This is a genomic window from Pelosinus propionicus DSM 13327 (genome assembly GCF_900114615.1).
GTDB lineage: Bacteria > Bacillota > Negativicutes > DSM-13327 > DSM-13327 > Pelosinus > Pelosinus propionicus.
Genome location: NZ_FOTS01000005.1, coordinates 45195 through 67637, shown reverse-complemented (window position 1 = coordinate 67637; position 22443 = coordinate 45195). Strand labels below are relative to the sequence as shown.

Annotated in this window: 21 protein-coding genes; 2 read left to right on the top strand and 19 right to left on the bottom strand. The window is 39.3% G+C overall.

What is annotated here, in order from left to right:
* Positions 1-34: 34 nt before the first annotated feature.
* The 7 genes from BMZ99_RS03790 to secA form a co-directional block, all read right to left on the bottom strand.
* Positions 35-880, bottom strand: a complete 846-nt coding sequence (locus tag BMZ99_RS03790; protein WP_090933101.1) for a transketolase — start codon at positions 878-880, stop codon at positions 35-37.
* 26 nt (positions 881-906) lie between these two features.
* Positions 907-1752, bottom strand: coding sequence for a YitT family protein (locus tag BMZ99_RS03785; protein ID WP_090933099.1), 846 nt, complete (start codon positions 1750-1752; stop codon positions 907-909).
* The gene (gene csaB, locus BMZ99_RS03780; RefSeq protein WP_090933097.1) at positions 1730-2863 is read right to left on the bottom strand and encodes a polysaccharide pyruvyl transferase CsaB; all 1134 of its coding nucleotides are present in this window, start codon (positions 2861-2863) and stop codon (positions 1730-1732) included. Before csaB ends, BMZ99_RS03785 begins: the two co-directional genes overlap by 23 nt.
* Positions 2856-4907 carry a DUF5693 family protein gene (locus BMZ99_RS03775; protein WP_090933095.1) on the bottom strand — a complete coding sequence of 684 codons (2052 nt, stop codon included), beginning with the start codon at positions 4905-4907 and terminating at the stop codon, positions 2856-2858. The genes csaB and BMZ99_RS03775 overlap by 8 nt, the downstream gene beginning before the upstream one ends.
* A 429-nt stretch (positions 4908-5336) precedes the next feature.
* Positions 5337-6026: an LmeA family phospholipid-binding protein gene (locus BMZ99_RS03765; RefSeq protein WP_090933091.1), complete on the bottom strand. Its 690-nt coding sequence runs from the start codon at positions 6024-6026 to the stop codon at positions 5337-5339.
* A gap of 48 nt (positions 6027-6074) precedes the next feature.
* Positions 6075-7176, bottom strand: a protein-coding gene (gene prfB, locus BMZ99_RS03760) for a peptide chain release factor 2 (RefSeq protein WP_407670174.1) whose coding sequence is annotated in 2 segments (ribosomal slippage) — positions 6075-7103 and positions 7105-7176 — 1101 coding nt in all. Because the reading frame shifts where the segments join, the coding sequence is not laid out codon by codon here.
* Between the two features lie 177 nt (positions 7177-7353).
* Positions 7354-9882, bottom strand: a complete 2529-nt coding sequence (gene secA / locus BMZ99_RS03755) for a preprotein translocase subunit SecA (protein WP_090933087.1) — start codon at positions 9880-9882, stop codon at positions 7354-7356.
* Positions 9883-10154: 272 nt separating this feature from the next.
* Here secA and BMZ99_RS03750 point away from each other — a divergent pair, with 272 nt between their 5' ends.
* Complete coding sequence (locus tag BMZ99_RS03750; RefSeq protein ID WP_090933085.1) at positions 10155-10364, top strand: hypothetical protein; 210 nt, start codon at positions 10155-10157, stop codon at positions 10362-10364.
* Between the two features lie 29 nt (positions 10365-10393).
* Here BMZ99_RS03750 and nrfD read toward each other — a convergent pair whose 3' ends face one another.
* The 7 genes from nrfD to BMZ99_RS03715 all read right to left on the bottom strand — a co-directional run bounded on the left by nrfD (position 10394) and on the right by BMZ99_RS03715 (position 16720).
* Positions 10394-11545 carry an NrfD/PsrC family molybdoenzyme membrane anchor subunit gene (gene nrfD, locus BMZ99_RS03745; protein WP_090933083.1) on the bottom strand — a complete coding sequence of 384 codons (1152 nt, stop codon included), beginning with the start codon at positions 11543-11545 and terminating at the stop codon, positions 10394-10396.
* An 88-nt stretch (positions 11546-11633) separates the two neighbouring features.
* Positions 11634-12491, bottom strand: coding sequence for a 4Fe-4S dicluster domain-containing protein (locus BMZ99_RS03740; protein ID WP_245754802.1), 858 nt, complete (start codon positions 12489-12491; stop codon positions 11634-11636).
* Between the two features lie 53 nt (positions 12492-12544).
* Positions 12545-14086 (bottom strand): [FeFe] hydrogenase, group A, encoded by a 1542-nt coding sequence (locus tag BMZ99_RS03735; RefSeq protein ID WP_090933079.1) that lies wholly within the window; start codon positions 14084-14086, stop codon positions 12545-12547.
* A 178-nt stretch (positions 14087-14264) separates the two neighbouring features.
* Positions 14265-14795 (bottom strand): ribosome hibernation-promoting factor, HPF/YfiA family, encoded by a 531-nt coding sequence (hpf, locus tag BMZ99_RS03730; RefSeq protein ID WP_090933077.1) that lies wholly within the window; start codon positions 14793-14795, stop codon positions 14265-14267.
* A gap of 227 nt (positions 14796-15022) precedes the next feature.
* Complete coding sequence (locus tag BMZ99_RS03725; RefSeq protein WP_007930253.1) at positions 15023-15220, bottom strand: cold shock domain-containing protein; 198 nt, start codon at positions 15218-15220, stop codon at positions 15023-15025.
* 128 nt (positions 15221-15348) lie between these two features.
* Positions 15349-16068 (bottom strand): amino acid ABC transporter ATP-binding protein, encoded by a 720-nt coding sequence (locus BMZ99_RS03720; RefSeq protein WP_090933075.1) that lies wholly within the window; start codon positions 16066-16068, stop codon positions 15349-15351.
* Complete coding sequence (locus BMZ99_RS03715; protein ID WP_090933073.1) at positions 16055-16720, bottom strand: amino acid ABC transporter permease; 666 nt, start codon at positions 16718-16720, stop codon at positions 16055-16057. Before BMZ99_RS03715 ends, BMZ99_RS03720 begins: the two co-directional genes overlap by 14 nt.
* 305 nt (positions 16721-17025) lie before the next feature.
* Between BMZ99_RS03715 and BMZ99_RS03710 the strand changes: the two genes are divergently transcribed.
* A complete protein-coding gene (locus BMZ99_RS03710; protein ID WP_090933071.1) occupies positions 17026-17610 on the top strand; it encodes a hypothetical protein in 585 nt (194 codons plus the stop codon).
* Between the two features lie 70 nt (positions 17611-17680).
* On the opposite strand, the gene BMZ99_RS03705 is transcribed toward BMZ99_RS03710, so the two are convergent.
* The 5 genes from BMZ99_RS03705 to BMZ99_RS03685 form a co-directional block, all read right to left on the bottom strand.
* Positions 17681-18460: a basic amino acid ABC transporter substrate-binding protein gene (locus tag BMZ99_RS03705; protein ID WP_090933069.1), complete on the bottom strand. Its 780-nt coding sequence runs from the start codon at positions 18458-18460 to the stop codon at positions 17681-17683.
* A 314-nt stretch (positions 18461-18774) separates the two neighbouring features.
* Positions 18775-19542: a basic amino acid ABC transporter substrate-binding protein gene (locus BMZ99_RS03700; protein ID WP_090933066.1), complete on the bottom strand. Its 768-nt coding sequence runs from the start codon at positions 19540-19542 to the stop codon at positions 18775-18777.
* Positions 19543-19696: 154 nt separating this feature from the next.
* Positions 19697-20470: a basic amino acid ABC transporter substrate-binding protein gene (locus BMZ99_RS03695; RefSeq protein WP_090933064.1), complete on the bottom strand. Its 774-nt coding sequence runs from the start codon at positions 20468-20470 to the stop codon at positions 19697-19699.
* Positions 20471-20662: 192 nt separating this feature from the next.
* Positions 20663-20956 (bottom strand): zinc-ribbon domain containing protein, encoded by a 294-nt coding sequence (locus BMZ99_RS03690; RefSeq protein ID WP_090933062.1) that lies wholly within the window; start codon positions 20954-20956, stop codon positions 20663-20665.
* A 342-nt stretch (positions 20957-21298) separates the two neighbouring features.
* Positions 21299-22411 carry a glycosyltransferase gene (locus BMZ99_RS03685; protein ID WP_090933060.1) on the bottom strand — a complete coding sequence of 371 codons (1113 nt, stop codon included), beginning with the start codon at positions 22409-22411 and terminating at the stop codon, positions 21299-21301.
* Positions 22412-22443 lie beyond the last annotated feature (32 nt).

The following is a 22443-nucleotide window of genomic DNA, read 5'->3' as shown; positions in this document are numbered from 1 at the left end:
TGGCCTATAAACACATCTAAAACCAGCCTATTTTTTATTCTGCTTCTAATTCATTTAGTTGGGACAGAAACAAATCACATTGTTCACGACTTGGAGCCTTACCATGCCAATCAGCAATATTTTCCATTTGGCAGACGCCTTTACCTTTTATCGTTTGGGCAACGATCATTGTAGGTTTGCCTTTTATTGTTTTAGCAGTTTGAACTGCATCATAGATCGCCTGTATATCATGTCCATCAACTAGAATCACATGCCAATTAAAAGCGGTCCACTTCTCTGGGATTGGCAATGGTGATAATACTTCGGAAATAGGACCATCAATTTGCAATCCATTAAAATCTACAAAAGCAGTCAAATTATCCAATTTATAATGGGCAGCAAACATAGCAGCTTCCCATACCATACCTTCCTCCAGCTCACCATCCCCCAGCACAGTGTATACGCGGCTTTCGCTATTATCAAGACGAGCAGCTAATGCTAATCCTGCAGCAGCGCTCAGGCCCTGTCCTAATGATCCGGTAGACATATCAATACCTGGCAGATTTTTCATGCTGGGATGTCCCTGCAAACGGCTGTCAATTTTACGCAGCGTCAGCAATTCTTCCTTTGGAAAGAAGCCTCTCTCAGCTAATGTAGCATACAACACAGGAGCAGCATGACCTTTCGACAAAACAAAACGATCTCTTCCTACTGCCTGAGGATCGCTAGGATTTACATTCATCTCAGCAAAGTATAGTGTTGTGAGAATATCGGCCGCTGATAAGGAACCACCTGGATGACCAGATTGAGCCTCCGTAACCATTTCTACAATACTATAGCGAATAGACTGTGCATATTTTTCTAATTCGGATACTTTTTCTTGCGTTAGTTTTTCAGCCATATCTATGACCTCCTTAAATAAAACTTTTATATTTTTACTTCTGTAAAACCTTCACCTAATACCTCATGCGCAGTGGTCACAATCACAAAAGCCTTAGAATCAATATGATAAATGACTTCTTTTAACTGGGTCACTTCACTGGTACTTACTACACACAATAGCATTTCACGGGGATCTCCAGTATAACCGCCTTTTGCTTGGAGAACGGTTACGCCTCGATCCATTTCCGTAATAATAGCATCTGCTACCTGTTTTGGCTGACTGCTCATAACAAAAAAAGCCTTAGACGTGCTAGGACCCTCTTGTACCAAATCAACAATCTGTCCTGTCACAAAAATCGAAATCAACGCATATAATGAAAGTTCAGCACTTTTAAAGGCCAAACCGGCAAAAACAATTACAAAAAAATCAGCCGCCATCATGGCTTGGCCAACGCGAATCCCTAATAATTTATTCAAAATAACAGCCGCTAAAGCTGTCCCTGCAGTATTGCCTTTAAAGCGAAAAACAATTCCCATGCCAATGCCGCCTACAACACCGCCATATAAGGAATTGAGCAGTAAATCACCTGTCAGCACAGGTGTGTAAGGAGCCATCACATCAATCGCAATCGAAAGCATTGCAGCTCCAAACAAGGTATTAATACCATAACGCGCACCCATAACTTTAAGCCCCATAATGAATAAAGGAATATTAAATGCCAGCATAATAATCCCTACCGGCCAATTCAATAAATAATGCAGCACTGTTGCTAGACCACTGACACCACCTGCTGCCACTTTATTCGGGATTAAAAACATATTGAGGCTAACTGCTGTAATAGCCGCTCCTACTGCAATTCCCAGGTAATCACGCCATATTATTTTTTTCATGATTTGCCTTCCCCCACTTTCTTTTAGAAATGAGTTCCAACGCTAGTTCCGCATTTTGAAATGCCTTATCCCTAAGATATGTACTCTGCTCTACTTTGGATTGCTTTGCTTCTTTGCTTGTCGGCCATAACTGGCGTACTTTTTCTACCAAACTCTGAACATTTAAATTTTGCAAATCCCCAGCATGACATTCTCCCAAAGACTCTAAAAAACGATCAATTTTAGGATCATAAGAAATCCCTACCATTGGCACGTGCATCACTGCAGCAAAGATTAAGGCATGAAGCCGAATACCAATCAGCATATCAAAGTTTCCCACTAAAGATAATAATTCACTGGTGGTATATTCTTCTGTGAGTACGACGGCCTTGGATTTCGTACGAATGGCCATTCTTTTCGATACCGCACAATCCTCCGGCCATTGCATGGGCAAAAATACAATTCTTGCCCCAAATTCTTCTCCTAATTGATTGGCGGCTTCTACTAATACGTCTTTATAATGTTTCCAATCCTTCCATTCACGCACCGATATACCAATCAGAGGCACATTGCCCTCTACCCCCGCATTGCGTAAAATTCTCCGGCCTATTTGTTTATCCACCTGATGCATTGCCAGTACTGGGTCTGCAGTTACATAAATTGGCGGCTTTACTACATTCAGACGCTTTAATTCTGCAAGAGAGCCTTCATCTCTGACAGTAATTAAATCCACCCTATTACCAATATAACCCATGGCACTCCTTGCCAAGGTGCCACGTACTGGACCAATTCCCTGCGCATAGAGCATAACCGGAGTTCCCAATTTTTTCGCTAGCATCATAATGCTCAGATAATAATATAAGCTGCGTTCACTGGTGACATCCTGAAGTAGGCTGCCGCCACCGCTAATTAGCAGCTCACTTCGGGATAAAACTTTGATAATTTCAGGAAAGTTTAAACGATATACAGCCTCGACCCCGTGACGCCTGCAAGTATCTTCTGGGTTACCGGAGATCACTGTAATTTTTATATCGGATGCAAGTTCAGTCAATACCTCGATCATGGCCGCCAGCATAGCTTCATCGCCAGCATTGCCAAAACCATAATATCCTGAAATAACAATCTCACTCATTCTTAACAGGTCTCCTTCCTAGGACAACAGACAAGTAACAAAGTACTTGAACGGCAAGTACTGCTACTATACCTACACCAATCCCTGCTACCATGCCATCTATACCGCGAACAAAAGACATTAGCACTGGAGTCCGCAAATGGGCAAAGGTTTCAACTAAAGAGCCTTGAGCAATCGTAGCAACTACAATCATTGCATAGTGTACCACCCGCGGCCATTTGCGATACAAAGCCATAACTGCTAAGAAAAAAGCAGGATGCCCAATCATAAATTCTTTGCCTCGTGGTCTGGCATACATGGCTCTTTCCAAAAAGGCCCGCATTTTTAATTCGATATCCAATACAGGCACACCTGCAGTATGACCGGATCTGCCAATAAAGACCCAAGCACCAACGGCTACCAGAGCAGCTATTAATAAGGTTTTAATGTACAGAGGATAATTCAGTAATTTTACAACCTGACTCCAAATATCTTTTTCATCTTCTACTTCGTTTTCAAATAGATTATACCGCGCTAAGTAGATTATGGTAATGAGAAGCAAGGGAGCCACAAAAGTCACTTTTACGCCTCGAAATATTTCCATTTCCAGAAAGAAACGTACATCACCTAATACAGCTGCCACATACATACCACCAACCATGGAGAGCATTACAGTAATGATCAAACCGCCTATTCCATCTTTTATAATTCCCATTAGACTTCCCCGGCCTTCTATCGACATCTTCCTCCAACGGTCAAGCTGCCACGTCATCGCTAAAACAGGAAAAATAACGGCACTACATAAAGCTACTGCCTGACGCACTGCATTGCCACTGCCTTTTAGCAAGGGAAATGCAAAGACAAGAGAGAGTAAAAGAAATAATGCATATTGATAGCCGACAGGAAACGGACGCACTAAAGATAAAAATAATACTCCCGCAGCCACAGCTCCAACTGTAATTGCCACTAATAAAAAGATATTAGGAAAATAGGGATGAAAGACTCCAGCTTTACCAATAGAAAAACCACTGGCAATTAGGCCATCTCTCACATTGGCTACATACTCCAAATTCGTTTCTAAAAGAGTTTTACCTGGTTCTGCTTTATCATATTTTCGAAGCAGATTAATGCGTATATTGCGTTCTTGATCCGTTACAATCCAACGCTGTACTGCTTCGGCTGATTTTAATTTAGGTTGTTCATCTTTAGGAATCACATATACACGAGCTGCTTTGTAATCATTAGCGATAGCCATAGGGACAAGTCCCTCTTGTTTAAAAAATTGCAATTGCAAAGGATGTTCAATTAACCCTAATGTCAGTTGTTTGCCTTTGACCTTCTCCAAAGTCAAAGGCAGCAAATCAGGATACCCCAAAGCCTCATCACCAACAAATATCAGTGCAGAAACATTTTCAATCCCTGACAATCGGTCGAATACGCCTTCTACATTTTCTTTTTCCACTTTAGTATAATTGCTCGGCCTTGCTACTATATAAAATCCTTGGCCAGATACATACCGCATTTCATCGGAGGGCAAGCCAAGATTCCATTTTACTACTTTTTCATAATTTGCTTTCACAGCTAAAATCTGACGCTGGCTGTCAAGGACTGTTACTCTCTCAGGGCTTAACCTTTCAATTAGATCTTCCTTTACTTCCGCAAAAACTTGCGGATCACGTCCAACAACATAAACATCTTCTGCTTGAATGCGGCCTGTTTCTATCAAGTTACGCCAAACTACATCTCCCTGCATGCCTGTATAATACTGCTGCATCAATTGGGCACCCGACAAAACAGCTACCTTGCCGCTTTTATTTAATTTCTCCAGTGTAGTCTCATATACCGCCAGAGAAGTAATTCCAGCTTCTTTCATGCGCTGCATTACATGGTCAGTCGGAACTCCCTCAAGCTGAGCCAATTCCACAACATCTTCATACTCCATAACCATCTCAATGATCGTGCTGCTTTCTTCTATTTTATGGCGCTGCCAGACAATGGTTAAAGCTGCTGCTAGACCGATGACGATGCACAGTAATAATATCTTATTATACTTAAACTCTCTCAAAACAATCTATCCCACCTTATCTATCAAATACGGTCATATAAACACTATTGTAACCCCTAGTTGCAATACTTTATGCAACTTCATCATATTCTGGCAGAACACTCCAATATCCTGCTTTTTAAGGATAATTTTTATAAAAAACTGTGCGCCATAAGAAAAAATACAAATGTGCTTTTTCATCATTGCAAACATAGTGAAGCAATCTCTTAGCAGACAGAAGATTGCTTCGCTATGCTCGAAATGACAGATCAATATTATTTTAATCGGATAAAAGGGACGGGATGCATTGTACAGCATTTGTAATTGCAAAAAAAATTGCCCTATCAAGGGCTCGTACAGCCTCCACCCTAATGCCTCATTCCTTCGCTTGCATGTCGTAAGAATAAGAAATGTACTAAATGATGTAATGGTTTTAGTGCAGCTAATACACTAGTGTGAACGATTATCTAGATATAAAATCACTTTCCCGTTTTCCATTACAATGTCACGAACATTTACATGAAAAGGCAGCTTATTCAGATCGACCAAAGGAATCTCTGTTAAAAGAGATCCTCCCAAATTACCAGTCATTCGATTATTCAGCAGAAATCGGTCCGTAACAAACTTGATCTTTTGTCCGTCACCTACAATCTTGCCTTCTAAACTAACAGCCACATTGGCAAAGCCTCCTAAAGCAAAGCTGCTGCTGGCTTTTATTTTATCGGATTGAATATCAACTACGGCATTCTTAACCCCTTTAACGGTTTGATTTAAATACCTAGCCAATTCATCTTGAGTTACTGTACCCCGAATCTCTACATCACCAATGGACTGAAAAGCAACCAAACGACGAGTAACGAGTGCTCCCATATCCAACTGGGCATCTTTTAATACAATGCTCATATCATCAAATACTAGCTTATCCGCTTTAGCCTGCTGAGCTTTAACGGTAATATTATCAAATTTACCACCCAGCATGAAGAGAGCTGGACGTTTAGTCAACGCAGCTGTCACTTGCTCACTACCTACCAGTCCCCTCATTCCTTTGGCTACAATATCTGATAGTATCATTGGCAGAAACACCTCACTAGCAACTGCTAACAACAATACCACAATTACAAGACGCAAACCCTTTGTCACAGGATACGCCTCCTTATTTTTAAATCACAGAAACATAAAGATATCAGCTTACTTCTTCCCTTGTTTTAAATACGCCTCAATGAAAATGCCAAGATCACCATCCATGGCGGCGTGAACATTGCCAGTTTCCGCGTTTGTACGATGATCTTTTACCATATTGTAAGGATGAAAAACATAAGAACGAATCTGGCTGCCCCACTCAATGGCCTGATAATCGCCACCAAGCTCATTTTTTATATTTTCCTGTTTCTGACGTTCTAATTCATATAATTTAGCCCGCAGCATTTTCATACATTGTTCACGATTTTTGATCTGAGAACGCTGGGTCTGACACTGCACTACAACACCCGTTGGAACATGTGTCATACGTACGGCAGAATCTGTTTTGTTAATGTGCTGACCACCCGCCCCGCTAGCACGATAGGTGTCTACACGTACATCAGCCATATTAATATCAATGTCTACATTATCATCAATTTCAGGCATAACATCTACAGCAGCAAAAGAAGTATGACGACGGCCGCTGGCATCAAATGGAGAAATACGTACTAGACGATGTACTCCTTTTTCTGATTTTAAATACCCGTAAGCATTTAAGCCAGAGACTAAAATAGTAGCACTTTTCACTCCAGCTTCGTCACCTGCTAAGAAATCCATCGTCTCTACTTTATAGCCATTTTTCTCTGCCCAACGGACATACATTCGCAGCAGCATTTGGGCCCAATCCTGAGCCTCTGTACCGCCAGCACCGGCATGGAGTGTTAGTATGGCATTGCTGCCGTCATGTTCTCCTGAAAGCATTAAAGCTACTTCCAACCTTTCAATATCCTTAGTCATTTTATCAACGGCTTCCAGAACTTCCGGGTAGATGCTTTCATCTTTTTCTTCCATACCCATTTGCCATAATAAACTTAGATCCTCATAGGTCGTGGATAACTGCTCAAACTGAGCCACACCATCTTTCAATGCATTGAGTTCCTGAGCAACCTTTTGTGCTTTGTCAGGATCATCCCAAAAACCTGGCCCCCCCATTGTATCTTCTAATAAGGAAATACGCTCTTCTTTGCCGGCAACGTCAAAGAGAAGCCCTCACTTCAACTAATTTTTGTTCAAAAGCAGCAATCTGTACACGCAAATCTTCTAACAACAACTGTATCAACTCCAATAAAATAAAAGTATTTTAAAACATGAAGTCTGCAAAAAAAGGAACGATTTTTAACCACAGAGGCACAGAGGACGCAGAGGAATATTTACATCCTCAGGTTTCTTTCTCTGTGTTCTCTGTGTTCTCTGCGGTTCCGTTTCCTAGTCTCGCGCCCTCTTCTACCTACTTATTAACACCGCAACATTTTTTGTATTTTTGGCCTGAACCGCATGGGCATAAGTCATTACGGCCAATTTGTTCTGCATTGACAATCGGCTGCTGCGCTTTAGGTTCTTTAGCCTCTTCTTCATCATCATGACTAGCATGACTAGCATGAGCCTGCTGCAAGCGATCTTCAGGAGGAGCAACAATATTGACTCGATAGATATATTTCACAATATCTTCCTGAATAATATCAATCAGCTGCTGGAACATGTCATAAGCCTCAATCTTATATTCAATCAGCGGATCGCGCTGACCATAAGATCTAAGACTAATCCCTTCTCGCAGCATATCCATGGCATCCAAATGTTCCATCCACTTGGAATCAACCACTTTCAGCATAACAACCTTTTCCATTTCCCGCATATTGACAGAACCAAATAAAGCTTCACGAGCATTATAGGAATCGGTTGCTACTTTGAGCAATTCTTCCTGCAGTTCAGTGCGGCTTAGATTACCAAGCTCCTCTGCTTTTAACTGACCTTCTGGAGCAAAAATATCTTCGCAGTATTCAACCAGACCTTGTGTATTCCAATCTTCGGGATACAATTTTTCGTCAGCAAACAATTCCATACCGCGATTAATCAGTTTTTCAATCATATGGAAGATATTTTCTTTCATATCTTCGCCCGTTAAAATTTGCCGACGCTGTCCATAAATGACTTCCCGCTGCTGGTTCATTACATCATCATATTCTAATACATGTTTACGCATGTCAAAATTACGGCCTTCGACTTTCTTCTGGGCCTGTTCAATGGAACGAGTAATTAAGCTATGCTCAATGGGCTCATCTTCTTCCATTCCCAATTTATCCATAATCGCTGCAATATTATCGGAACCAAATAAACGCATTAAATCATCTTCCAATGATAGGTAGAAGTGGGAAGACCCAGGATCTCCCTGACGGCCAGCACGACCACGCAGCTGGTTATCGATACGACGGCTTTCATGCCGCTCGGTACCAATAATATGAAGTCCTCCTAACTCAGCCACGCCTTCGCCTAACACGATATCTGTACCACGACCTGCCATATTCGTAGCAATAGTCACGGCTCCCGGCTGCCCGGCTTGAGCAATAATCTGGGCTTCCATTTCATGATATTTGGCATTTAACACATTATGAGGCACGTCTTTCTTTTTTAACATATCGCTCAAATGCTCTGACTGCACAATGGAGGTCGTGCCTACCAATACCGGCTGTCCTTTCGCATGGCGCTCTACAATGGAATTGACTACAGCTCTATATTTTGCTTTAGTCGTTTTATAAATCACATCTGGCAGATCTGTACGGCTTACTTCCTTATTGGTCGGTATGGTGATAACGTCAAGCTTATAAATCTTTCGGAATTCTGCCTCTTCTGTTTTCGCAGTACCTGTCATGCCAGACAATTTGTTATACATACGGAAATAATTTTGGAAGGTAATCGAAGCTAACGTTTGACTTTCTCGTTCTACTTTTACCCCTTCTTTTGCCTCAATAGACTGATGCAGACCATCAGAATAACGGCGACCAAACATTAAACGTCCTGTAAATTCATCTACAATGACGACTTCTCCGTCTTTTACCACGTAATCCCGATCTCGCTTCATTAATCCCTTAGCTTTTAATGCCTGATTAAAATGATGAGACATTTCAATATTCGCATGGTCATATAAATTGGTGATTCCAAGGAGTTTTTCTGCTTTTGCAATACCACTTTCCGTTGGTGCTACGGTGCGAGTCTTTTCATCCACCGTATAATCTTCGCCTTCTTTTAACTTCGGTGTAATTCTTGCTAAGACATGGTATAGCTCCGTTGATTTTTCCCCTGGTCCAGAAATGATGAGAGGCGTACGCGCTTCATCAATTAAAATACTATCCACTTCATCCACAATGGCATAGTTTAGTGGACGTTGTACCATTTGTTCTGCATAAATAACCATATTATCCCGCAGATAGTCAAAACCAAATTCATTATTCGTACCATAGGTAATATCAGCATGATACGCCTGTTTACGATCAACAAAATCCAGACCGTGTACAATCAATCCAACTGTTAGACCTAAAAAGCGGTAAACCTTGCCCATCCATTCACTATCACGTTTCGCCAGATAATCATTAACGGTAACGACATGGACACCTTTACCTGTCAAAGCATTGAGATATGTAGCCAGCGTACCTACAAGAGTTTTACCTTCCCCTGTACGCATCTCAGCAATATTACCTTCATGCAGCGTAATACCGCCTAACAGCTGAACGTCAAAATGTCTCATGCCCAGCACACGGCGAGAAGCTTCCCTCACAACAGCAAATGCCTCTGGCAAAATGTCATCCAAAGTCTCGCCGTTTTCTAAACGACGTTTAAACTCACCAGTCTTAGCAGACAGTGAAATGTCGCTTAATTTATGCATGGCAGACTCAAATGTATTCACTTCTTCCACATATTTCATCATTCGTTTTATTTCTTTTTCATTATCATCACCAAAGAGATTTCTTAGAAACTTAAACACCTGGTATCAACTCCTTAAAAGTTAGCGCATACGTAAAAAACTTCTGTTAGTTTACAGTATATGCCTAATTCTAAATTTTATCAAAAGATAATACATAAGTCAAAGTAAATAAAGAAAGACTTGCCTCACAGCAAGCAATCATCTTTATATGGAAAAAGTAATAAAAAAGGAACCATCAGGGGCGCAGAGAATCATTTTTTAAGTATAAATTACTCATAAAATGGGAATACCTGAGACTATAGAATCGTTTTTTATTTTAAGGAGGAATTACCTTGCAACTAAACTCGATCAACGTAATTGGACAAATTGCAGACTTAAAAGATACGGATTATAAGAATACCTTAGCAATCACAGTATTAATTGATTTACTTATTGACAAAAAAATCTTTACCCGCGAAGAATTCGCACGTAAGGCCAGAGAATTGGATACCGCAACCCTTAGCGAACTTGTAACAAATCGTCGCCTGGAACTCTTATCCTAATCAGTAAATCAAAAAAGCATGTTAGCATTCTATGCTGAATTCTTTAAGTATATTTTCTTATTATCTTTATCCGCAAAGATACGAAAGTTTTCTACAATAAAACAGTAGGCCAAACAGCCAATAGCCACCAAACCAAGACTAGTTAATACTTCCCATACAGTAGGAAGATAACTACCTTGTCCTGGCTTGGACAAGCCAATAAATACAATGCTTAAACGGTTAAGAATTACGCCGCCGCTAACCAACAGCCCATATGATAATAAACCTTTTTTAGTAATACCCCATTTACTAAAAACAATGCCAACCGGAAGAATAATACCAGCTATCATTTCAATTAAAAATATATTACCTTCTATATTGCCAGTAAACATCAATCTTAAGATTCCCCTTTCAGAAAGATCATATATTTTCAATACGAAATAAAGAATCATTGCGCAGCTGCTAATTTTGGCTAAGCCATGCAGTACAGATGTTGAAATATCGTGGTTAAAGGCTCTGCCGGCTATAATGGATTCTACACAAATCATCGCCGGACCAACAAAAAATGAAGATAATAGGAAGAAAATAGGGATAAAGCTTGACCACCATAAAGGATATAACTTATATACAGCAATTAGAAATAGCCCTCCAAGAGAACTTTGATGCAACGTGGGAAAAATCACTCCCACAATCAATAGGATAGGCATTAGTTTTTTCATCCATGCATGAAACTTTACACCAACTCGCTCCGTAACAATTTCGCCGAATTCTAGAATTTGAATCGTCGTATAAATGGAAAGACACCAAAATACTTCGAAAAGTACTGAAGAATGCCCCCAAGATACAAAAGGCCGCCAGAAATTAAACCATTGGCCAATGTCTAAAAACAAACCAGCCATTACTAAGATATATCCAAATAAAGATGTTAAAAGTGCGCTTCTTGCCACAGATATGTATTGCTCTTGATGCAGAATATGAACAATTAATGCCGTAGAATATCCGCCTCCAGCCAAAGCTACACCTGCAAGAACGTCAAAAGCAATCCAAAAACCCCATGGATGATTGTCATTCAAATTGGTTACCAGACCAAACCCTGTAATTAAGCGGAAAACAATAATCGCTGTACTTACAGCCGCCAAAAACAGCAACATCATACGAGGCTTGGTAATCGTAAACCGCCAAGGTAAAAAGTCATTTTTCATTGTTCTTCCTCCTAATCATCATGCAATTTTCTTAGAAAACCACTAACTATAAACAAAGGATAAGCGTAGGTTCGTAACAAGAGCAACGTTAGTTATGCTTATCCTTTGACGTTTCAAATGATTTTTCCCGAATAACTTCCTTTTCCTGTTTATTATCACTACTATCTTCTAATTCCTGATTTTTAGTTAACAGCTCTTTTTTTCGTTTACTGTAATAATACAGGACTGTTAGCACCATCCCCCAAATGACAGCTATGCCTGGTATATACTTTAGATAATTATGACTATAAATAGGCAACGAATCACTTCCCAGATTTGTTTTAAATCCCAACTGATCAAAAGCAATATCAGAGATATACAGCCATCCTGTTCCACCAACTTCTTTTTCTCCGTAGATACCTCTTATATAATTTGAATCCTTATTCATTTTAGCTTGTGCCTTCTTTAACAAAGAATCGCGTTCATCAAATTCTATGGCACCTGTTGGGCAAACCATCACACACACTGGAGCTTCTCCTTGGCTAATCCGTATTGAGCACATTTGACACTTGGTTACTAATGGAAATGTCTTATCCCATTCATATCGAGGAATATCAAAAGGGCAAGCCACCATACAGTAACGACAGCCCACACATAAATGAGGATAATATACAACTGCCCCATCACTATTTTTCTGCAGTGCCTTAGAAAAACACGCAGAAACACAGGCAGGCTGCTGACAGTGCAAGCATTGCTGCTTTATAAAACGCCAAGCAGGACGACTCTCCTTATCTATCACTTCACAAGATACGATAATCGTCCAATTCTTATCACTCAAGACTGCTTCCTTCCCACTAGAAGGATATCGATCATCAAAGTCCACCTGATTCCATAATTTGCAAGCTACCGTGCAACTGCCACAGCCTATGCATTTAGGGATATCCACTAAAATGCCTTTCGTCATCATCGTCCTCCTCCATTCATAAAAAACAGCCTCTTGAAAAGCAGCTACGCCTCAAATCATTTCTTTCTGATCGTTAGATCTTTAGCACGATCGATATAATGAGTATGTAATAATGTTTCGGCAAGTTCACTCCCCGGATGACCAAGATATTCTTTATATAAATTTTGAACTTTCTGATTTTCAAAGCTAGCTCTTTTTCTATATACTCTGCCATCTAAATTGTAGAGGCTAGCCATGCGCGCTCGCCTGACTTCATCCGCAGACGCTAAGGACGTTCGAGGCTGACCACCACCGCCAATGCATCCTCCTGCGCAGCCCATAAATTCAATAAAGCTCCAAGGGGAATTGCCCGCACGAACCTTTTCCAAAATCATTCTGGCATTCTTTAACCCATGACAAACTGCAACTTTCAGGCTTCCTTTGCCCGGAATGATAACCTCAGCTTCCTTGACACCATCAAGACCTCGCACAGCATTAAGCTCAAGCAGCTGCTCAGGTGGACGCTGTTTGCTGACCAAAAAATAAAGAGAACGAACAGCCGCTTCCATTACTCCTCCAGTAGCACCAAAAATGACACCTGCCCCACTGCTTTCTCCCATCAACTGATCATATGCTTCATTGTCCAAACCATTGAGATCAATCTTTCGCAATTTCATTAAACTCGCTAATTCTCTAGTCGTTAATATAAAATCCACGTCACGAATTCGAGGATTTCCAATGATTCGCCCAGCAGAATTCATTTCCGGTCGCTGGCACTCAAACTTTTTTGCAGTACAAGGCATAACAGCCACAGAAACAATATTTTCAGGTGCTATTCCAACTCTTTCACTGTAATACGTCTTTGCCAAAGCCCCTAAAATTTGCTGGGGAGACTTCACAGAGGATAGATGGGATAGTAAATCAGGATAATAGTATTCGCAGAATTTTACCCATCCTGGGCAGCAGGAGGTAAACTGCGGTAAGATATTACTTTGCTCTAAACGATTCAACAGCTCTGCCGCCTCTTCCAATATTGTTATATCTGCGCTAAAATTTGTATCAAATACGGAATCAAAACCTAACTTTTTAAGAGCGGCAACCTGCTGTCCTTCTACTATGCTGCCGGGCGGCAGGCCAAACTCTTCCCCAAGGGAAACACGAGTTGCAGGAGCTGTTTGAATGATAACATGCATATTAGAATCGTCTAATACTCGCAGTACACTTTGAATATCGTCCCTTTCTTTAATTGATGCCGTTGGGCACCACAAGGCACACTGTCCACAGTGCACACAGGTAATATCTTTTTTTATCGGCAAATCATAATATCCGTAGACCGTCTGCACTTTCTCACAAACATCCAAACACTGACCGCACAAAATGCATTTTTGATCATCCCTCACAATAGATGGGTTTTGAGGATCAATCGGGATACGTCCTTTAACCTTCACCGGCCAATTCCCAGGTACTTGATACTGCCCAGGTATCCATCCTTTTCCTCCAACCGCTTCAGTAGTACAGCCAGATATAGAAGCAGCAGCCCCCGTCATCCCTATGCCTCCAAGCAATTTAAAGAACTTTCTCCGTGATAACGTGCTTGTCTTTTCCGTAAATATCCCCATAGTATTATTCCTCCTTCCCCCTTCATAATGGCAGAAAAGGGGGTGTTAACCACTTGGCATTATATAAAAAAAGCACAAAGTAAACGCAGATGAAACATATTTCATCTGGTTTACCTTGTGCTTACTCTTTAACTCTGCACTATTTCTTTATTTTAACTAACCTTAAACAATATCTATCTTAGTTAAAATCAGGTTCGATCAAGCCATATCGCCCATCTTTGCGGCGGTATACTACATTAACCTCTTCGGTTTCTGAATTGCTAAATACATAAAAATCATGATTGACAAGATTCATCTGTAAAATAGCCTCTTCAATATCCATCGGTTTAACAGCAAATCGCTTCGTCTTCACAACATGCAGCTCTTCGACTTCTGGAGCAGCTGTAGCTGCCACTAATTCCCCTTTAAAAGCACCTGCTTTCATGCGGCGGGAAATTTTAGTTTTATATTTTTCAATTTGTTTTTCAATTTTGTCTACAACTAAATCAATGGAAGTATACATATCAGCAGTGGCTTCCTCGCCTCTGAGAATCATACCATTAACCGGCACAGTCAATTCAATAATATGGCGACCTTTTTCTACAGCTAAAATAGCTGTAATTTCTCCTAGAGTATCGAAGTATTTTGTAATCTTACTTGTGCGTTTTACTACATACTCCTTTAGTGCTGGCGTAATTTCAATATTTTTGCCTCGTACGATGATTGCCATAATCGCCCATCTCCTTTCAGTGTCATATAAGTATTATTCTCCATAGAGATACTAAAGTCCTTTATAAATTTAAACTATTTCGATAATTATATATGCTAACACTTAAGAGGAGCTGCCGCTTCTTCTAAGTATAAAACGGACTGAGCCACAAAGGCGCAAAGTACGCAAAGGGTTTATATAATCAAAAAACCCGGCTATAATAGCCGGGTATATTTGCTCAAAATCTATTAAGCTTTAGCAACGTTAGCTGCTTGCGGTCCACGTGCGCCATCAACAATGTCAAACTCAACTTGTTGACCTTCAGTTAAAGTTTTGAAGCCTTGATCTTGAATTGCTGAGAAATGTACGAATACATCGCCACCATCTTCTCTTTCAAGGAAACCATAGCCTTTTTCAGAACTAAACCATTTTACTTTACCAATCATTATGAAACTCCTCCTAAAATAAACAATAAACTGAGGCCAACCACGTGACCACTAACTAAAGTATAACATTCCTGGATATGTGTGTCAAATCACACAGCCTGGAATTTATATATAAATCATCCTTTTTCTTACAATATTTTAGATAAAAATGATTTCGTTCGTTCCTCTTTGGCATGAGTAAAAATCTCTTCTGGCGAACCTTCTTCTACAAGACGTCCTTCATCCATAAAAAGAACTCGATCCCCAACTTCGCGGGCAAAGCCCATTTCATGAGTAACAATTACCATTGTCATCCCCTCATGAGCTAAGGATTTCATAACATCCAGTACTTCTTTAACCATTTCCGGATCCAGTGCAGAAGTTGGTTCATCGAATAGCATGATTTTAGGCTTCATAGCCAAAGCTCTGGCAATTGCAACCCGCTGCTGCTGTCCACCTGACAACTGTTCTGGATAAGCATGTTCTTTATCAGCTAGTCCAACCTTAACCAGTAAATCTTGAGCTATTTTAATCGCCTCAGACTTCGGTGTTTTTCGCACAGTCATTGGCGCCAAGATGATATTTTCCAATACTGATTTGTGCGGAAATAAATTAAAGCGCTGAAAAACCATTCCTACTTCTTCCCGCACTTTGTTAATATTGGCCTGATTTGTAAGAGGAATGCCATCTACTACAATTTCGCCCTCTGTTGGCTCTTCTAAATAGTTAATGCAGCGGAGCAAGGTACTCTTACCTGAACCACTCGGTCCTATAATAACGACAACTTCTTTTTCAGCAATATGAGCATTAATTCCTTTTAAAACATGAAGTTTACCAAAATGTTTATGCACATTTTTAATGTCGATCATCGATTTTGTACCTCCGCTCCAAGTAATCTACCAAACGTGAAATCGTGAAGGTCATAATCAAATAAATAAAAGCAACAGATAACCATATTTCAAAAGACCCGTAGGTCCGAGCAATAATTAACTGCCCTCTTCTCGTAAGCTCTTCAAAACCAATTACCGATACTAAAGAAGAATCTTTCATCATTGCAATAAATTCATTGCCCAAAGGCGGGATGATGCGTTTAAAAGCTTGCGGTAATATAATATGGCGCATAGTCTGTCCCCAAGTCATACCTAGAGAACGTCCTGCTTCCATCTGTCCTTTGTCAATGGACTGAATTCCGCCGCGAAAAATTTCTGCAACGTAGGCGCCGCTGTTAATACTGCAAGCAGTAATTGCAGCAATAAATGGATCAATCCTCTGTCCTACAATAATCGGCAGTGCAAAGTAAATAAGAAAAATCTGCACGAGCAATGGTGTACCGCGAATAAAATCGACGTACACTGCAGCTAATGCTTTAATAATCCAAGTATTGGATAAACGTGCAATTCCAACAAACATACCAATTAGCAAACCCAGACTCACGCTAAATGCTGTAATTTGCACCGTTACCCCTGCACCGACTAACAAAAGGGGAAAGGAACGCACAATTAAATCAAAATCAAAGTTCATAGTCTTCACCCTTAATTCAAAAAATATGTATGCATATATAATAACGCAACACTATGATTATAAACACATAGAGCAACGCTGTCAATCCTCAGCAAAGTGCTATACAATCTTTGAAATACGAGGTTCCTTAAGGTTCTGCACTATATCCCCCTTTAAATAACAAAACAAAGAATCTACAAAGATACAATAGATGTAAACTAGTCTGACTTAAAGCAGCTTTTTTTATTTTCAAAGCAAAAAACAAAAATAAACAGCGATAATTATTTTAATTGAAAGTTTATCAAAATATTTAGGAGGGATTTTTTATGTTGAAGAAAAAAACGAAAACAGCAATCGTATCTTTTTTTTGTACATACTTAATGCTTGGCACTGCAATGGCTGCTCCAGTTAAAAATTTAGAAACCGGAGATTTAAACGTAGACTTCATGATCCACAACAGTAGTGATAGTGGGAATAATTACAACTTTGATTATAAAATTACACATACACTAACAGTTGGGTTCGAAAAGACAAATTGGCGTTCCGCTGGATACAAGGTTAATGAAACCTATGCACAATTCAACTTTGGTCCTAGCTCTCGTTTTATTGTAGGCAATGCAGAAATGAATTCTCATAACAAATCTTTTTTGGGAGCAGCAACTACCGGTATTTTGAATGAAGACTGGGATTACTACGCTTCCCAAGTTATCGGCAGTCATTTCCGCGAATCACAAATTGGATTAAGCTATAAGCTGACTGATGATTTGAAAACCAATTTTACTTACCGAGTTGGGAAGTTTAACGATAAAAAATGTGATGGCTTTTATTGGGGTTTATCCTATCGCTTCAATATGGGAGGCATTAACAAAGAAGATGCTGGAGATGATTCAAACGTTATGTTTGGGATATAGTTTCCTCTTGTATAGTAAAGAAATAGCAAAGGCTGCCTCAAATATCAATTGAGACAGCCTCTTCATTTTTTTATAATTGTGGTTTTTTACCAAACCATTTTACATAAATTTTTTCATATTCACCATTTTTCTTTAATTCATCGATTGCCTTATTTACTTTTTCTACCAGTTCCGTATTTTTCTTGGTTACAGCCATGCCATATTCTTCGGCATTCATGATATCGCCGACGATTTTAGCATTTTTCTCGCCACTTTTTGTTAAGTAATATTCATTTACCGGCAAATCATTTACTACAGCGTCTACGCCGCCAGCTTTCAGTTCCATATATGCTTCGGAATTACTGTTGTACTCCCGTACCTTTGCATCTTTTATTTTTCTAGCTTCTTCTGCACCTGTAGTACCAATTTGTACAGCAATTCTTTTACCTTCCAAATCTTTAAAGTTAGTAATCGAATTGTTGTCCCCTTTAACCACGATGGACAATCCTGATTTATAGTATGGCTTAGAAAACGCTATTTTTTTACTGCGCTCTTCTGTAATACTCATACCCGAAACAATCATATCAATATTGCCTGCTTCCAAAGCAGGAATCAATCCGTCAAAACCAATGTTTTGAATTTCTGTCGTATAGCCCATTTGTTTTGCCACTGCTTTTGCCAAATCCATGTCAAAGCCAACATATTCTTTATTGCCTTCTTCCTGGAATTCAAAAGGTGGAAACGTCATCTCTGCACCAATTTTTAATACTTTAGCCTTGTTAGTATCTGCAGGCTTTTGGCCGCAGCCCACTAAACCCAAGGATAATACCAAAATTCCAACTACCATTAAACCAAGCATTTTTTTAGACAATCCAATACCCTCCTATAACAACTCGTTTTCTTTACCTTCTACTATTTTACATCTTTTTTCTGAATCATCAAGCATTTTTTGTGTTTTTAAGGTAAACATGCTGTTAAATGTCCACTCTTCGCGTAATAAAACTATTGACGTTCTCCTTTGTTATTGCGAACAGAGTGAAGCAATCTTTTAGCAAACAAGAGATTACTTCGCTATGCTCGCAATGACAGATTAATGTTGCTTTTTTCATAACGCAATACACACATAAAAAACATGGAAACGTTTAGTCATAAACGCTCCCATGTCTATTTGTACGATAATTTAAATTACGGCTTTTTACCAAACCATTTTACGTAAATTTTTTCATATTCGCCATTCTTTTTTAATTCTTCTATTGCTTTGTCAACTTGAGCAATTAACTCTTTATTCTTACCTGAAGCCGCAATACCATAATCTTCAGCAGTTAGAGGTTCACCAACCATTTTAGCATCATTACCGCCCGTTTTAGCAATATAATACTCATTAACTGGTTTATCATTTACAACGGCATCAACACCACCAGCTTTGAGCTCTAAAAAAGCTTCTGGGGCGCTATTAAATTCACGAATTTGGGCATCTTTTACTTTTTTAGCTTCATCTGCACCAGTAGTTCCTAATTGAACAGCAATCTTTTTACCTTCTAAATCTTTGAAAGACTTAATACTGGTATTATCACTTTTTACAACCATCGTCAAACCTGATTTATAATAAGGCTTAGAAAAGCTTACTTTTTTGGCACGTTCTTCTGTAATCGTCATTCCTGAAATAGCCAAATCAATACTGTTAGCTTCTAAACCAGGAATCAATCCATCAAATCCCATATTTTGAATCTGCACTTCCGCACCCATTTGTTTACCAATGGCTTTAATTAAATCAATATCAAAACCTACATATTCTTTTGTACTCTCATCTTGAAACTCAAAGGGGGCAAAAGCAGCTTCCGATCCTACTTTCAACACTTTAGCAGGCTTAGCCTCCTGCTTACCACACCCGACTAAACCTAACGACAGGATAAATATCCCAACAACGAACAAGGATAGTATTTTTTTAGACATTTTCATTTCCTCCCAGATATTTTTTGTAACATTGTAATGTTAATAATTATACATAGGCATTGGATATTTAGTCAATACTTTTTTATTGAAATATAACAAAAAGGGACTGGGTTTTCACCCTGTCCCTCTATGTATACATTATACTTTTCTTAATTTATATTGCAGGTTTTTTACCAAACCATTTTACGTATATTTTTTCATATTCGCCATTCTTTTTCAGCTCATCAAGAGCTTTATCTAATTTACCTGCCAGCTCAGTGTTCTTCTTGGCAACGGCAATCCCATATTCTTCAGCCTGCAAAGGTTCGCCAACAGCTTTGGCATCTTTGCTTCCCGATTGGGCAATATAATATTCATTAACAGGTTTATCATTCACAACGGCATCTACACCGCCAGCTTTTAATTCCATAAATGCTTCTGGAGCATTATTAAACTCACGAACTTGCGCATCTTTAATTTTCTTAGCTTCTGCAGCGCCAGTAGTGCCAATCTGCACTGCAATTTTCTTGCCTTCTAAATCTTTAAAGTTCTTAATCGAATTATTTTCACTTTTCACTACGATAGTTAATCCAGCTTGATAATACGGCTTCGTAAAATTCACTTTTTGCTTTCTAGCCTCTGTTATCGTCATACCAGAAGCAATTGCATCAATGTTATTTGCTTCTAAACCAGGAATCAATCCATCAAAATTCATATTTTGAATTTGTACTTCATAACCCATTTGTTTACCTAAGGCTTTAATCAAATCCATATCAAAACCCACATATTCTTTGGACTTTTCATCTTGAAACTCAAATGGAGCAAAACCTGCATCGGTACCCACTTTCAATACTTTGGCAGTGGATCCTCCCTCTTTACTGCATCCAACCAATCCAAATGATGCAATCAGCACCACAATCATTAGTAACGACATAAATTTCTTTGACATATATAATCCTCCTGCGTACATCCTTAATTTCTTTATAATTATACATTATTTATGCATATTTAGTCAATGATTTTACAGGAATATTTAACAATATTTTTATTTTAACAAAGCGCCCACAATTAACCGTTCACAATCAGCTTCTTAAGGAACAAACAAAAAACTCGGATGATTTCTCATCCGAGTGCTGCGTACTTATGATCTTTGTGCTGTAAAACATTCCCGACAATAAACCGGTCTATCATTACGAGGCTTAAATGGCACTTGTGTAGTAATACCACATCCAGCACAAACCACCTCATGCATTTCTCGTTGCGATGATTGACGTTCTCCGCCCTCGCGACTGCGTTTTTTTGCATCGCGACACTCGCGACAACGTGCAGGCTCATTTTCAAATCCCTTTTCTGCGTAAAACTCCTGTTCTCCTGCTGTAAACACAAAATCTACGCCACAGTCCTTACATTTTAGAGTTTTGTCCTGAAAAGCCATTAAAGAAATCCCCTCACCTTATGAATTCTAAAGGACCACACTGCTTAGCTGACCTGGTCTTTGCCCCCACACCCGCCTGCTGGAAGGTTCGCTAATAAGAAATCAATCTCCTCACTACTACCACTCTCGAATCTAGCTGACGTAGCTAATAACTCGGCAGGACTTACCCCTAAACCGCACCATGCTCAGAGCCGCTTTGGACTCCTTATGTGGATCGTTTCGCCTGCGACTGGCCTCGACTTTCAACCACAGACCTAAGCAATAGGTTCTTAACCTATATTATAAGCTTATTAGAAGTAAAATGCAAGTCTCAATAAAAAATATTAAGACTTGCATTTATCATTAAGAAGTACAAAGCAACCCCTTCTCACTTAAGAAGTTCTTATACTCGTCCATTCCTTCTTTATATTGGTTATGTGAATCTTGTAGAGCTTCTTCATAGGTACTTGCTGCTAAGTTAACCTTACCTGTGTTGGCATAAATCCGTGCAAGTTCAAGCTTTGCTAAAAAGCTCCCCCTCCCATATACCGTTGGAAAATCACCTGTTTCACCAATTTTTAAACAATAACTAAAGATTTGCACAGCCTCTTCATGCCTTTTTTGTGCTTTAAAGCAAAGACCTTTGATAAAAAATAAATCAACAAATTCTTCACAGTTTTTATTCGTCAAGATTTTATCAATAAATCTTCGACACTCATCAAATTCTTCTAGCATCAAATAATTGAGGGCAATGCGTTTAATTAAATTAAAATGAAAGTTACTAAAACCTATTTCTTGTTTTAATTCCAGACACTTAAAATAATATTCCAGAGACCTTTGATACTCTTCCATGGCACCATAGGTAGCACCAATATGGAAATAGAGAAAATCATCTTGCGGATTCTTCTTCAATTCGGTCAGCAAAATATCTAGATTCCTTTTAGCCTTGTTTTTCTCTTTCATATTTTGTTCTAAATATCCATAGTGAATAATTTTGCAGATCGACTCTTGTAAGCTTTCAACGGCAGACTGATTAATATTCAATTGCTCATGAACAGCTCTATGATACTGATATCCCTTATTTCTAAATAACTTGACATATGCCATGGTTTTTGACTTAGCGCCTCCACCCATGTGCGATTCTTCCACAATATCATAACCTTCTGCAGTACTATTAGCTAGCATCTCTCGTATCGCTTTTGCATCACAAATTAGCCGTTGATCTGCATCCATTACTAATATCCAATCCGCATTGATACCTTCAAGAGAATAATTTCTTGCTGCTGAAAAATCATTAATCCATTGAAAATGCCGTATCTCAACCCGCTCGCCAAACTCTCTTAAAATATCCATTGTCTTATCATTGGAGCCAGTATCAACGACCACAGCCGTATCAGCCAATTTCAATGCACTAGTCAGAGCAGTTTTCAAGTACTTTTCTTCATCCTTCACGATCATGCATAAACATATTTTCATTGTCTCACCTTCCCTTACCCCAAACTTACACG

Coding starts and splice junctions, on each gene's coding strand:
- BMZ99_RS03785 (WP_090933099.1), bottom strand. CDS start 1,752: ATGAAAAAAATAATATGGCGTGATTACCTGGGAATTGCAGTAGGAGCG.
- BMZ99_RS03715 (WP_090933073.1), bottom strand. CDS start 16,720: ATGAACTTTGATTTTGATTTAATTGTGCGTTCCTTTCCCCTTTTGTTA.
- BMZ99_RS03690 (WP_090933062.1), bottom strand. CDS start 20,956: ATGGCTTTTCAGGACAAAACTCTAAAATGTAAGGACTGTGGCGTAGAT.
- BMZ99_RS03710 (WP_090933071.1), top strand. CDS start 17,026: ATGTTGAAGAAAAAAACGAAAACAGCAATCGTATCTTTTTTTTGTACA.
- BMZ99_RS03685 (WP_090933060.1), bottom strand. CDS start 22,411: ATGAAAATATGTTTATGCATGATCGTGAAGGATGAAGAAAAGTACTTG.
- hpf (WP_090933077.1), bottom strand. CDS start 14,795: ATGGCAATCATCGTACGAGGCAAAAATATTGAAATTACGCCAGCACTA.
- csaB (WP_090933097.1), bottom strand. CDS start 2,863: ATGAGTGAGATTGTTATTTCAGGATATTATGGTTTTGGCAATGCTGGC.
- BMZ99_RS03735 (WP_090933079.1), bottom strand. CDS start 14,086: ATGGGGATATTTACGGAAAAGACAAGCACGTTATCACGGAGAAAGTTC.
- BMZ99_RS03790 (WP_090933101.1), bottom strand. CDS start 880: ATGGCTGAAAAACTAACGCAAGAAAAAGTATCCGAATTAGAAAAATAT.
- BMZ99_RS03725 (WP_007930253.1), bottom strand. CDS start 15,220: ATGATTGGTAAAGTAAAATGGTTTAGTTCTGAAAAAGGCTATGGTTTC.
- BMZ99_RS03700 (WP_090933066.1), bottom strand. CDS start 19,542: ATGTCTAAAAAAATACTATCCTTGTTCGTTGTTGGGATATTTATCCTG.
- BMZ99_RS03695 (WP_090933064.1), bottom strand. CDS start 20,470: ATGTCAAAGAAATTTATGTCGTTACTAATGATTGTGGTGCTGATTGCA.
- BMZ99_RS03740 (WP_245754802.1), bottom strand. CDS start 12,491: ATGATGACGAAAGGCATTTTAGTGGATATCCCTAAATGCATAGGCTGT.
- nrfD (WP_090933083.1), bottom strand. CDS start 11,545: ATGAAAAATGACTTTTTACCTTGGCGGTTTACGATTACCAAGCCTCGT.
- BMZ99_RS03720 (WP_090933075.1), bottom strand. CDS start 16,068: ATGATCGACATTAAAAATGTGCATAAACATTTTGGTAAACTTCATGTT.